This window comes from Mycobacterium sp. (genome assembly GCF_019243155.1).
Classification (GTDB): domain Bacteria; phylum Actinomycetota; class Actinomycetes; order Mycobacteriales; family Mycobacteriaceae; genus Mycobacterium.
Map to the genome: position 1 here is coordinate 1 of NZ_JAFAUS010000513.1, position 12636 is coordinate 12636.

At 67.4% G+C, this 12636-nt stretch carries 12 protein-coding genes; 2 read left to right on the forward strand and 10 right to left on the reverse strand.

Annotation, left to right across the window (positions count from 1 at the left end; genetic code table 11):
• Positions 1-126 precede the first annotated feature (126 nt).
• Entirely contained in the window at positions 127-1608 is a 1482-nt protein-coding gene (gene gatA / locus JOZ00_RS25785) for an Asp-tRNA(Asn)/Glu-tRNA(Gln) amidotransferase subunit GatA (protein WP_293350078.1), read from the reverse strand.
• Positions 1605-1904 carry an Asp-tRNA(Asn)/Glu-tRNA(Gln) amidotransferase subunit GatC gene (gene gatC / locus JOZ00_RS25790; protein WP_293350081.1) on the reverse strand — a complete coding sequence of 100 codons (300 nt, stop codon included), beginning with the start codon at positions 1902-1904 and terminating at the stop codon, positions 1605-1607. The genes gatA and gatC overlap by 4 nt, the downstream gene beginning before the upstream one ends.
• Positions 1905-2000: 96 nt before the next feature.
• Here gatC and JOZ00_RS25795 point away from each other — a divergent pair, with 96 nt between their 5' ends.
• On the forward strand, positions 2001-2657 hold the full coding sequence (locus JOZ00_RS25795; protein ID WP_293350084.1) for an amino acid-binding protein: 657 nt from the start codon (positions 2001-2003) through the stop codon (positions 2655-2657).
• Position 2658: 1 nt separating this feature from the next.
• Here the strand turns inward: JOZ00_RS25795 and JOZ00_RS25800 are convergent, their stop codons facing one another.
• The 7 genes from JOZ00_RS25800 to JOZ00_RS25830 form a co-directional block, all read right to left on the reverse strand.
• Positions 2659-5568, reverse strand: coding sequence for an MMPL family transporter (locus JOZ00_RS25800; RefSeq protein ID WP_293350087.1), 2910 nt, complete (start codon positions 5566-5568; stop codon positions 2659-2661).
• Positions 5565-6011: an MmpS family transport accessory protein gene (locus JOZ00_RS25805; protein WP_293350090.1), complete on the reverse strand. Its 447-nt coding sequence runs from the start codon at positions 6009-6011 to the stop codon at positions 5565-5567. The genes JOZ00_RS25800 and JOZ00_RS25805 overlap by 4 nt, the downstream gene beginning before the upstream one ends.
• Before the next feature lie 152 nt (positions 6012-6163).
• Complete coding sequence (locus tag JOZ00_RS25810) at positions 6164-6760, reverse strand: TetR/AcrR family transcriptional regulator (RefSeq protein WP_293350093.1); 597 nt, start codon at positions 6758-6760, stop codon at positions 6164-6166.
• 36 nt (positions 6761-6796) lie between these two features.
• A complete protein-coding gene (gene ligA, locus JOZ00_RS25815; protein WP_293350096.1) occupies positions 6797-8875 on the reverse strand; it encodes an NAD-dependent DNA ligase LigA in 2079 nt (692 codons plus the stop codon).
• Between the two features lie 51 nt (positions 8876-8926).
• Positions 8927-9250, reverse strand: a complete 324-nt coding sequence (locus JOZ00_RS25820; RefSeq protein ID WP_293350099.1) for a metalloregulator ArsR/SmtB family transcription factor — start codon at positions 9248-9250, stop codon at positions 8927-8929.
• A complete protein-coding gene (locus JOZ00_RS25825; protein WP_293350102.1) occupies positions 9247-9729 on the reverse strand; it encodes an SRPBCC family protein in 483 nt (160 codons plus the stop codon). The genes JOZ00_RS25820 and JOZ00_RS25825 overlap by 4 nt, the downstream gene beginning before the upstream one ends.
• Positions 9730-9793: 64 nt before the next feature.
• The gene (locus tag JOZ00_RS25830) at positions 9794-10822 is read right to left on the reverse strand and encodes a methionine synthase (protein ID WP_293350105.1); all 1029 of its coding nucleotides are present in this window, start codon (positions 10820-10822) and stop codon (positions 9794-9796) included.
• A gap of 97 nt (positions 10823-10919) precedes the next feature.
• Here JOZ00_RS25830 and JOZ00_RS25835 point away from each other — a divergent pair, with 97 nt between their 5' ends.
• Positions 10920-11564, forward strand: a complete 645-nt coding sequence (locus tag JOZ00_RS25835; RefSeq protein ID WP_293350108.1) for a sensor domain-containing protein — start codon at positions 10920-10922, stop codon at positions 11562-11564.
• A 7-nt stretch (positions 11565-11571) separates the two neighbouring features.
• On the opposite strand, the gene mnmA is transcribed toward JOZ00_RS25835, so the two are convergent.
• On the reverse strand, positions 11572-12636 hold a 1065-nt coding region (mnmA, locus tag JOZ00_RS25840), incomplete at its 5' end, for a tRNA 2-thiouridine(34) synthase MnmA (RefSeq protein ID WP_293350112.1).

Genomic DNA, 12636 nt, shown 5'->3' on the forward strand with positions numbered 1-12636 from the left:
GCTCGGATGACTGCGTTGAGCCCGGGACAGTCCCCGCCCCCGGTGAGAATTCCGATCCGCATCACTTCATCTTGCCTGTGACGGCGATCGACGGCGCGGTATCACTGTTAATACCGGCAGGGCCGACTAAATGGCCGACGGCAGCGGCCCGCGGGCGGCCTCGTAGGCGGCGCCCACCCGGTACAGGCGGTCGTCGGCCAACGCAGGCGCCATGATCTGCAGTCCCACCGGCAGGTCATCGTCGGGCGACAGCCCCGACGGCACCGACATGCCGCAGTGGCCCGCCAGATTCAGCGGCAGCGTGCACAGGTCGAACAAATACATCGCCAGCGGATCGTCGACCTTTTCGCCGAGCGGGAATGCGGTCGTCGGAGTGGCGGGTGACACCACCACATCGACGGACTTGTAGGCCTCGTCGAGGTCGCGGGCGATCAGCGTCCGTACCTTCTGCGCCTGGTTGTAATAGGCGTCGTAGTACCCGGCGGAGAGCGCGTAGGTGCCGATCATGATGCGCCGCTTGACCTCCGGGCCAAAGCCGGCGGCCCGGGTCAGCGCCATCACCTCCTCGGCGCTGTGGGTGCCGTCGTCGCCGACACGCAGCCCGTAGCGCATCGCGTCGAAGCGCGCGAGGTTGCTCGACACCTCCGACGGCAGGATCAGATAGTAGGCCGCCAGCGCGTATTCGAAGTGCGGGCAATCGACTTCGCTCACCTCGGCACCGAGTGCGGTCAGCTGCTTGACGGCCGCTTCAAACGAGGTCAGCACTCCCGGCTGATAGCCCTCACCGCGCAGCTGTTTGACGACTCCGACGCGCACGCCGCGCAGGTCGCCGGCCGCACCGGCCTTGGCGGCGGCGACGATGTCGGGGATCGCGGCGTCAACGGACGTCGAGTCGAGGGGATCATGCCCGGCGATCACCTGGTGTAGCAGCGCGGTGTCCAGCACGGTGCGCGCGCAGGGCCCACCCTGATCCAGCGACGACGCGCAGGCCACCAGACCGTAGCGGGATACCGTGCCGTAGGTCGGCTTGACGCCGACCGTCGCGGTGAGCGCAGCCGGCTGCCGGATCGAGCCGCCGGTGTCGGACCCGATGGCCAGCGGCGCCTGGAACGCGGCCAGTGCCGCCGCGCTGCCGCCACCGGAGCCACCGGGCACCCGGTCGACGTTCCACGGGTTGCGGGTGGGGCCGTAGGCCGAGTTCTCCGTCGACGAACCCATCGCGAACTCGTCCATGTTGGTCTTGCCCAGGATCGGGATGCCCGCGGCCCGCAACCGCGAAGTGACGGTGGCGTCGTAAGGCGAACGCCAGCCCTCGAGGATCTTGGATCCGCAGGTGGTCGGCATGTCGACGGTGGTGAAGACGTCCTTGAGCGCCAGCGGCACGCCGGCGAGCGCCGAGGGCAGCCGCTCCCCGGCGGCGATGGCTTCGTCGATGACGGCCGCCGCCCCGAGCGCCTCGTCGGCCGCTACGTGCAAAAACGCGTGGTAGCGGTCGTCGGTCGCCTCGATCTGCTCCAGGCACGCGCGGGTGACCTCGACCGACGACAGCTCCTTGGCGGCGATCCGCGCGGCCAGCGTCGCGGCATCGGATCGGATGATCTCGTTCACTCGCTGTCCCCCAGGATCTGCGGCACCGCGAAGCGACCATCGGCGGCTTCGGGCGCCGCCGCCAGCGCCTCTTCCTGCGTCAGGCAGGGCGCCGGCTCGTCGGGACGCGTGACGTTGACGTCCTTGAGCGGGTTGTCGGTCGGCTCGACGCCGGTGACATCGACGGCCTGCACCTGGCTGACATGGGTGAGGATGGCGTCGAGCTGACCGGCGAAGCTGTCGAGCTCGCCATCGGTCAACGCCAGCCGGGACAGCCGGGCCAGGTGCGCCACCTCGTCGCGGGAGATCTGAGACACGAGCCAAAAGCCTAACGGGGTTGGGACCGCGAACGTGAAGCTGGCCGCGGTCCTGCGGAAATGCAGTCGAGGCAGCGCTGTGTAAAAGTGTTGGCCGTGCCGTCCTATCTGTTGCGCATCGAGCTGGTCGACCGTCCGGGAAGCCTGGGCTCGCTGGCGGTGGCACTCGGTTCGGTGGGTGCCGACATCTTGTCGCTGGACGTGGTGGAGCGAAGCGCCGGCTTTGCGATCGACGACCTGGTCATCGAACTGCCGCCGGGCGCGATGCCGGACATGCTGATCACGGCGGCGGAGTCGCTGTCCGGCGTCCGGGTGGACAGCGTGCGTCCGCATACCGGCCTGCTGGAAGCCCATCGCGAGCTGGAGCTGCTCGACCACATCGCGACGGCCGAGGACAACGCCTCGCGCATGCAGGCCCTCGCGGACCAGGCGCCCAAGGTGTTGCGCGTCAGCTGGTGCACCGTGCTGCGCAGTGCGGACGGGGAACTGCACAGCCTTGCCGCCAGCCCGGGCGCGCCGGAGACCAAAGCGGACTCCGCCCCATGGCTCCCGATCGAACGGGCGATGACGCTGGACAACACGGCCGAGTGGGTGCCGCAGGCCTGGCGCGACATGGACACCACGATGGTGGCGGCACCGCTGGGCGACCCGAACACGGCGGTGGTGCTGGGACGGCCGGGACCGGAATTCCGGCCTTCCGAGGTGGTCCGGCTCGGTTACCTGGCCGGGATCGTGGCCACAATACTGCGCTGAATCACCTTGGCGCTGAACGTGATCCGGGCATGACCGTCGAGTCGTCGTCATCCCACAGCAGCAGCTGGCGCACGGCGGGGCGCGGACCGTAGGGGCGCAGCATCGTGCTGGCCGGGCGTGGGCGCACCCGCTGGGGCCACCAGAACCAGCGGCCGAGAAGCGTTGCGACGGAAGGCGTCATGAACGACCGCACGATCAGTGTGTCGAACAGCAAGCCGAGGCCGATGGTGGTCCCGATTTGGCCGAGCACCAGGAACCCGCTGAACACGAAGGCGCACATGGTGACCGCGAACACGATGCCGGCGGAGGTGACCACCGACCCGGACCCGGCCATCGCGCGGATGACCCCGGTCTTCAGGCCGGCATGTATCTCCTCCCTGAAGCGAGAGATCAGCAGCAGGTTGTAGTCGGATCCGACCGCCAGCAGCAGGATGATGGCGAGCGCAAGGACCACCCAGTACAGCTGAATGCCAAAGAGATACTGCCACACCAGGACCGACAGCCCGAACGAGGCGCCCAGCGACAGCGCCACTGTGCCGACGATGACCAGCGCGGCGATCAGGCTTCGGGTGATGATCATCATGATCAGCAAGATGAGACTCAGCGCCGCGAATGCCACGATCAGAAGGTCGTACTTGGCGCCCTCCTGGATGTCCTTGTAGGTCGCGGCGGTTCCGCCGAGATAGAGCTTGGCGCCCGCCAACGGCGTGCCCTTCAACGCCTCGTGCGCCGCTTTCGCGATCGGCTCGATGTGCGAAATGCCTTCGGTGGTAGCAGGATCGCCCTCATGGGTGACGATCATCCGCACGGCTTTGCCGTCGGGTGACATGAACAATTTCAACCCGCGCTTGAAGTCGGGGTTGGCGAAGACCTCGGGCGGCAGGTAGAAGGTGTCGTCGTTCTTCGCCGCGTCGAAGGCCCGCCCCAGTGCCGTCGCGTTGTCGATCGCGGCGGCGGTCTGCGCGTAGATGCCGGACAACGTGGCGTAGTTCGCCAGGGTCAGGTCGCGATTGGTCTCCTGGCTTTGGATCTGCGGCGGTATCAGCGCTGTCAGTTTCGGCTGCAGCGCATCGAGCCGGTCCAAGGTCGCGACGAGGTCTTCGAATTTCTGACTGAGTTGGTCGGTGGCGTCGAGGGCTTCGAAGACCGACCGCATCGCGGCACAAGCCGGGATGTCGTAACAGTGCTTCTCCCAATAGAAATAGCTACGAATCGGTCGCAGGAAGTCGTCGAAATCGGCGAGCTTGTCGCGCAGGTCCTGGATGGTGACGATCGTGTCGTGGAAGTTCTGGGTCTCGCTGTGCGTCGCGGCGGCGAGTTGCTGCTGCAGGACGTACTGCTGTTTGAGGATGTTGATCGTCTTCGACAACTCGTTGGCTTGCTTCAGGGCGTCATCGGCCCGATCCCGTTGGTAGCTGAGGTTTTGCTGCTGGGCGGCGCTGGAGTTACTGACCACGAACGCGAGCGAGCTGTGGACGAGCGGGGTGCCCAGGGGCCTGGTGATGGTCTGCACCTGAGCGACGCCGGGGACGTGGAACACCGCCTTGGCCACCTTGTCGATCACCAGCATGTCGGCCGAGTTGCGCAGGTCGTGATCCGTTTCCACCATCAGCAATTCGGGCTCGAGCCGGGCGCGGGAGAAATGCTTCTCCGCTTCGGTGTAACCGATGTTGGCCGGCGCGCTGGCCGGCATGTACGGGCGAGTGTCATAGCTGGTCTTGTATCCGGGCAGCGCGAGCAGGCCGACCAGGGCGAGCGCGGTGGCGCCGGCGAGGACGGCGCCGGGCCAGCGGACGATGGCGGTGCCGATCCGCCGCCATCCGCGGGTTCTCATCGCCCGCTTGGGATCGAAGATGCCCGCCATGGCGCCCAGCGTGAGGATGGCCGGCCCCAAGGTGAGCGCGGCGATCAGCGCGATCAAGACCCCCAGTGCGGCGGGAATTCCCAGGCTTTGGAAGTAGGGCAGCCGGGTGAAGCCCAGACAGGCCGTCGCGCCGGCGACGGTGAGCCCGGAACCCAAGACGATGTGCGTGGTGCCGTGATACATGGTGTAGAAGGCGGTTTCGCGATCTTCACCGGCCGTGCGCGCCTCCTGGTAGCGGCCGACGAAGAATATCGCGTAGTCCGTTCCGGCGGCGATCACCAAGAGCGTCAGGATGTTCGTCGCGTAGGTCGACAAGTCGATGATCCCGGAGTTGCCGAGAAAGGCGACAAGCCCTCTGGCGGCAGACATTTCGATGAGGACCGTTCCGAGCACGAGCAGCGTGGTGAGCACGGAGCGATAGACGAAGAACAACATCAACGCGATCATCCCGACGGTGATCGTGGTGACCTTTGCCGTCCCCTTGCTGCCCACGTCGAACTGATCCGAGATCAGCGGCGCCGCGCCGGTCACGTACGCCTTCACTCCCGGCGGCGGCTTGGTGTGCTCGACGATGTCGCGCACGGCGCCGACCGCTTCGTTGGCCTGCGCCGAACCCTGGTTGCCGGTAAGGAAAACCTGGACGTAGGCGGCCTTGCCGTCGCCGCTCTGCGACCCGGCCGCCGTCAGGGTGTCACCCCAGAAGTCCTGAACATGCTCGACGTGCTTCTTGTCCTGCTCGAGCTTGCGAACCATGTCGTCGTAGAAGCGGTGGGCGTCCTCGCCCAGTGGCTTGTCACCTTCCAGGACGATCATCGCCGAGCTGTCGGTGTCGAACTCTTTGAACACCTGACCGATGCGCTTGATCGCCTTGAGCGACGGGGCGTCGGGCGAGTTCAGTGCGACATTGTGGGTTTTCCCAACCTCTTCCAGCTGCGGCACCGCGATGTTCGTGATGGCGGCCAGCGCCACCCAGAACAGCAGGATCGGCAGCGCGAGCCGGCGGATGGTGCGCGGCACGAAGGGCCGCGAGGGTTGCTCGTTACTCATCCCGACTTGTCCAGGCAGAAGGTGTAGGCATCTGTTTTGTTAACTGTCCGTTGGTCTTTCACTTCGCCGTTGACGATGATGCGGCAGCCGAGGGTGTCCCCGTTGCCCTGCGCCACGACGTTGGCGACGACCGCGGGCTCTGTTGTGGTGATCGTGAACGACCACGGCAACGGCGCATCTTTGACTTGTTGCGGTTGGGCGTTGACGTCAAGGTAGTTGATGGTCGCCGTCGCGCCCGGCCTGCCGAAGACCTCGAGGACCACCCGCTTGGGGTTGAACGGAACGATCTCGTTGGAAAGGTCGCTGTTTCCCGCAACGTTGTTGTGCGAACCGAAGATTCCGTGCAGGCGATAGATGGCGAATCCCGCGATCGCGAGGACGACGACCGCCACCAGGGCCATCCACCGTCTTGCCACGAAGGTGGAAATCGAAATCGCCTTCACCCCCCAGGCCCTTTCGACGGTCGGGCGTCACGATAACTCTAGGGGCTTGACAGCTATTCGACGCAAGCCCGTTGAATAGCAATCACAGTACGGTACGGGACCGTACTCTACAAGAGACGCGCGCGTATACATTTTCGATTCTCGGTTGGCCGCTAGCCGTTCAATCGGGTGAGGCTCGGCATGACGACTTCGTCGACGAGAAGCTGAACCGTCTCGTGCCCGGGTGGCTCGCTGGGAATGATGGATCGGAAGATCAGGTAGCCGGGCAGCACGTCCCAGAGCTCTTCGGTGATGGCGGTAGCGCGGATCTCGCCCCGGTCGACGGCCTGCTTAAGGATGTGCCGCATCAGGGCCTTGCGCTGATCGAGGAACTGATGCTGCAGGGCGTCGTTGAGCGCGGGATGCCGCGACGCTTCCAGCAGCACCGCGCGGATGGTGCTCGCATGCTGGTTGCCCTGCTCGCAGATCTTCTCCCCCATGTTCACCAGATCGTCCCGCAAGGTCCCGGTGTTCGGCGGGATCGCGACCTGACGGATGCCCTCGGTGAAGGCGGCCAACACCAGTTCGGCCTTCGATGGCCAGCGCCGGTACACCGTGGCCTTGCTGGCGTGGGCGGCGCCGGCCACGGCGTCCACCGTCAACCGGTCATAGCCGTGCTCCTGCAGCAAGCGCAGCGTCACCGCCAGGATCTCGGCCTCGCGCGGAGACCATGGGGACTCCCCCGCACACAGGTCGTCCGGCTGGGTCATAGCGCCCACCATAGAACCGTTCGCGGCAGGGCGCGGCTACTCCGGCGCAGACTCCCCCGCGGATCCCTCGGCAAGCAGCCGGCGAAACCCGTCCTCGTCGAGGACCGGCACGCCGAGTTCAACGGCCTTGTCGTACTTGGACCCCGGCGAATCCCCGGCGACGACGTAGTCGGTTTTCTTCGACACCGAACCGGCGGCCTTTCCGCCGCGTGAGACGATCGCTTCCTTGGCGTCGTCGCGGGAGAAACCTGGCAGCGAACCGGTGACCACCACCGTCAGCCCCTCGAGCGTGCGCGGCACGCTGGCGTCGCGTTCGTCGGCCATCCGCACCCCGGCCTCGCGCCACTTGTCCACGATCGCGCGATGCCAGTCGACGGTGAACCACTCGGTGAGCGCGGCGGCGATCGTCGGTCCGACACCCTCGACCGCGGCCAGCTGCTCGGTCGACGCCGACATGATCGCGTCGAGGCTGCCGAACTCCGTCGCCAGGGCACGCGCGGCCGTCGGCCCGACATGGCGGATCGACAGCGCCACCAGCACCCGCCACAACGCCACCTTCTTGGCCTTGTCCAGGTTGTCGAGCAGCCGTTTGCCGTTGGCGGACAACGCGCCTGCCTTCGTGCGGAAGAGGTCGGTGCGCAACAGCTCGTCCTCGGTGAGCGCGAACAGATCGCCCTCATCGGCGATCACCCCGGCCTTCAGCAGCGCGGTGGCCGCCTCGTAGCCAAGCCCCTCGATGTCCAGTGCGCCACGTCCGGCGACATGGAAGACGCGCTCCCGCAGCTGCGCCGGACAGGACTGGGCATTGGGACAGCGGATGTCGGCATCGCCTTCCTTGGCCGGCGCCAGCGGGGTTCCGCATTCGGGACACGTTGTGGGCATGACGAATTCGCGTTCGGACCCGTCCCGCAAGTCCACGACGGGACCCAGCACTTCGGGGATCACATCGCCGGCCTTGCGGATCATCACGGTGTCGCCGATCAGGACGCCCTTGCGCTGCACCTCGGCGGCGTTGTGCAGGGTGGCCAGCCCGACCGTCGACCCGGCCACTTTCACCGGGGTCATGAAGGCGAACGGCGTGACGCGCCCGGTGCGCCCGACGTTCACCCTGATGTCGAGCAGTTTGGTCTGCGCCTCCTGGGGCGGGTATTTGTAGGCGACCGCCCAGCGTGGCGCCCGCGACGTGGTGCCCAGCCGGCGCTGCAACGCCACGTCATCGACCTTGACCACCACGCCGTCGATCTCGTGAGCGATGTCGTAGCGATGCTCGCCCCAATAGGCGATGCGATCTTGGACCGCGGCGCGGCCACTGACCCGGGCGGTCTGCTCCGCCACCGGCAGCCCCCACGACCGCAGCGCGGCGTAGGCCTCGTGCTGGGTGGTGAACGAGAACCCCTCGGTGCGGCCGATGCCGTGGCAGATCATCCGTAGCCGGCGCCGCGCGGTGACGGCCGGATTCTTCTGGCGCAGCGACCCTGCCGCGCTGTTGCGTGGATTGGCGAACGGCGCCTTGCCCTCCTCGACCAGGCTGGCGTTGAGCGCTTCAAAGTCGGCGAGCAGAAAGAACACCTCTCCACGCACCTCGAGCAGGCCGGGAACCGGGAAGTCGTCGTTGCCGCTGAGCCGTTCGGGCACATCGTCGATGGTGCGCGCGTTGAGCGTGACGTCCTCGCCGACGCGGCCGTCGCCGCGGGTGGCGGCGCGTTCCAACCGGCCGTCGCGGTACACCAGCGACAGTGCCACCCCGTCGATCTTGAGCTCGCAGAGGTAATAGGGATCGGCGCCGACCTCGTTCTCGACGCGGTTGGTCCAGGCGAGGAGTTCCTCGGTGTCGAAGACGTCGTCGAGGCTCAGCATCCGCTCGAGGTGTGCCGCCTCGGCAAAGTCGGTGGCGAAGCCCGCGCCGCCGACCAGCTGGGTCGGAGAATCGGGGACCGTGAGCTCCGGGTAGCGCTTCTCCAGCGCCAGCAGCTCGTTGAACATCTTGTCGAACTCCGCGTCGGAGACGATCGGAGCGTCCTTGACGTAATAGCGGAATTGGTGGCCACGGACCTCGTCAGCCAGTTCCTGCCACTGCCGCCGGACCTCCGCAGGCGCGACTTCTGCTGAGCTCACCCTGGCAGGCTATCGGAGGACGCCGACACGGCCCCGGCGTGCCGCATCGGCTCAGTCCTCCACGAATGCCCGCAACCGATCCAGGGCCGCATCCCACCGGCGCGACAACTGAGTCAGGTAGTCGCTGGCGGACGCCAACGGCTCGGTCTGCACTGTCCAGATGCGTTCGCGGCCCCGCCGGCTACTGGTGACCAGTCCGGCCGACTCCAACAGCTGCAGGTGCTTGGTGGCCGCCTGCCGGGTGACCGGAACGACGCTGGTGACCTGCGATGTCGAGCTCGGCCCCAGATCGCAGAGCCGCACGATGATGCGCAACCGGTTGGGATCACCGAGCGCGTCAAACAGGGGCGCCGCCACGGCGACTCGTCCACTCATACCCGGACGTCTTCGACGTACCTGCGCACCAGGTCGGTTTGGATCGCCCACCCTTCGGAGTTGGCCTCGAACGCTTGCCCCTGCCGCGCCTCGGGAATGGCCTCGAAGCCGGATTCGGTGATGGTGAGCAGCACGCCGTCGGGCGCCTCCGACAGCGTGAACTCGACCAGGGTGGTGGGTTCCCGGTCGTAGTCGACATCCGGGTCGACGGCGAAGGGATGCCACCGGTAGGCAAACCGGCGCCGCGGCTCGATGGCGACGATCTGCCACGTGCTACGGACCCCCTCGTGGGGCGCCTGGCGCTCGGCCACCGCGCTGTCGACGGTGGTCGGGCTGATCGCGGCGGTGACGGACATTCCGGCGACGAACGGCCCGTCGAAACGGATCCCGAACCAGCGGCCGAACTCCTCGGCGTCGCTGATGGCGCGCCACACCCGCTCGAGCGGTGCGTGCAGCAAGACGCGCTTCTCGATCTTCATATGCAACCTCCTGGTTGCGTATTAGTCCAGCACGGCCCGACGAAAAAAGCAACCATTCGGTTGCTCAATGAATGGCGTCCGGGTCCTCGGCGAAGACCGTGGCCACCTTGCGGGCGAGTTCGATCGCGGTGCGGGCCCACTGGGTCGTCGCTCCCGCCAGACCGCACGCCGGGGTGACGCCGATCCGATCGCGCAGCGCCGAGCGGCCGAAGCCCAGCCGGTCGGTCACCGCGACGAGCGCGGCGGCCACCTCTTCGGCCGACGGCCGCCGCGGCGGTGCGGTCGACGCAACGACCCCGAGCATGACCGCGCGACCGGATTCCACGAACGCGGCGATACCGTCGAGGTCGTCGGCCCTCAGCGTTCCGGCATCCACCGATACCGCACTAATAGCACTGCGCTGCAACATGTCCCACGGAAGGCCGGGCGCGCAGCTGTGCAGCAACACACCATCTCCGACGACCGTCACGCAGGTGTCGAGCAGGGCGCCGGCCACCGCCTCGTCGAGCGGCGCCACCGGACTCAGGGCGGTCACGCCGGTCAGCCGCCCGCCCAACGCCTTCGGCAACGACGGCTCGTCGAACTGAACCACCACCGGTGTCTCGAGTCGCCGGGCCAGGTTCGCCCGATGCACGGCAACGCCTTCGGCCAGCGACGCTCCCAGGTCGCGCACGGCGCCCGGATCGGTGATCGCCCGGTGGCCGTTGGCCAATTCGAGTTCGGCGACCAGGGTGATCGGGCCCGGGGCCTGGACTTTGACCACGCGGTCGCCGCCGCGCAGGCCGGCGGTCTCCCAGGCCTCTTCGATCGCATCCATGTCCTCGTCGAGCAGGCTGACGGCCCGACGGGTGACGGCGCCGGGCCGCGCCGCGACGCGGTAGCCACGCGGCACCGTGTCGATGGCCACGTCGATCAGGAGCGCCCCGGCCCGGCCGATGGCGTCGGCGCCCACGCCCCGGGCGGGCAATTCGACGATGTGCGCCAACGCATCCGCCAATTCACCGACGACGATTTCGGCAGCCTCGCGCGGGGCAAGGCCGGGCCACGACCCGACGCCACTGGCCCTTGCGAAGGGATTCGCCAAAACACTCACCAGACAACCGTATTCGACGTCGAATCGGGCCCGCGTCGCCAGGGGTGTCTGTCGCGTGCCGGCCCGGGTAGGTTCGAGGCAAAAGGTGTGCGAAACGGTGTCGTGGAGGGCGAGATTGATCCGGCCACTGCTGTTGTGCGGCGCAGTCGTGTTGGCGACTGCGTGCACCCGGGTGGTGGACGGCGCCGCGGTAGCTGGATCGGGCGCCGACCGCAGGGTCGTGCAGGGCGTGAATGTCGACACGGTCCTGCTCGATCAGTCACGCATGCGCGCGATCACCGGCGCCGGCGAGCATCTGACGATCATCCCGTCGATGGACGGCACAGCGCCGGTGGACATCGACGCGCTCGCCGACACCGCCCCGCGCGAATGCCGGTTCATCTATGCCGAGACGGCGACCTTCGGGGCCGATATCGAGCAGTTTCACAAGACGAGCTTCCAGGACCCGCCCGACGGCGCGCTGATTTCCGAGGGCGCCGCGGCGTACCGCGACACCGACACCGCCCGGCGCGCCTTCAACGCCCTGGTTGCCACGGTCGGGAACTGCGCGGGCGGCTCGGCCGGCCAGATGTACGTCGGCGACTGGAATGCCGACGCCACCACGCTGCACCTGCGGCCCGGTGGTTGCGGCCGCGACTATCGGATCTTGTCGGTGGCGATGCTGGAAGTCACCTTCTGCGGCTTCGCGCAATCCGTTTCGGACATCGTGATGACGAATATCGCCGCGAATATCCCCGGCTAGCTTGGGTTTAACGCCGGGTGGCCGCGATCGTGGCGCTACCGATGACCTCGTCGCCGTCGGGGTCGGGCCGGTAGAGCACCAGCGTCTGACCGCAGGCCACTCCCCGCAGCGGCACGCGCAACCGCACCACCAGCTCGTCGCCGACCATTTCTGCGACGGCATTGGCGATCTCACCGTGCGCCCGTACCTGCACCGCGCACGGAACCGGGTCCGACGGCGCGGCCCCGGTGGTGAATACCGGTGCCCGCCCGACCAACTCATGCACCTCGAGGTCGGCCTTCTCCCCCACCTCGACGGTCCCGGTTTCGGCGTCGATGGCCGTCACGTAGCGCGGGCGCCCGTCGGGTCCCGGGCCGGCGATGCCGAGGCCTTTGCGTTGGCCGATGGTGAAACCGTGCACGCCGTCATGCTCGGCCAGCACCGCGCCATCGGTATTGACGACAGAGCCGCGACGGACTCCGATGCGCTCGCCCAGAAATGCTCGGGTGTTCCCCGACGGTATGAAGCAGATGTCATGGCTGTCCGGCTTTTCCGCAACCGCCAGGCCCAGGCGGGCGGCCTCGGCCCGGATCTGCGGCTTGGGGGTGTCCCCGATCGGGAATGCGGCATGGCGCAACTGCTCGGCGGTCAGCACGGCCAGCACGTAGGACTGGTCCTTGTCCCGATCGACCGCCCGGCGCAGCCGCCCATCGGACAGCCGCGCGTAGTGGCCCGTGACGACCGTATCGAAGCCCAGCGCAAGGGCTTTCGCGGACAACGCCGAGAACTTGATGCGCTGATTGCACCGAATGCACGGGTTCGGCGTCTCGCCGCGGGAATAGGACTCCACGAAATCGTCGATCACATCCGCCTGGAACTTCTCCGCGAAATCCCAGACATAGAAGGGAATTCCGAGCACATCGGCGACCCGGCGCGCGTCAGAGGCATCTTCTTTCGAGCAGCAGCCCCGCGAGCCGGTGCGCAACGTGCCGGGTGCCGTCGACAGCGCCAGGTGCACGCCGACCACATCGTGTCCGGCATCGACCATCCGGGCGGCGGCCACCGACGAGTCGACGCCACCGCTCATGGCAGC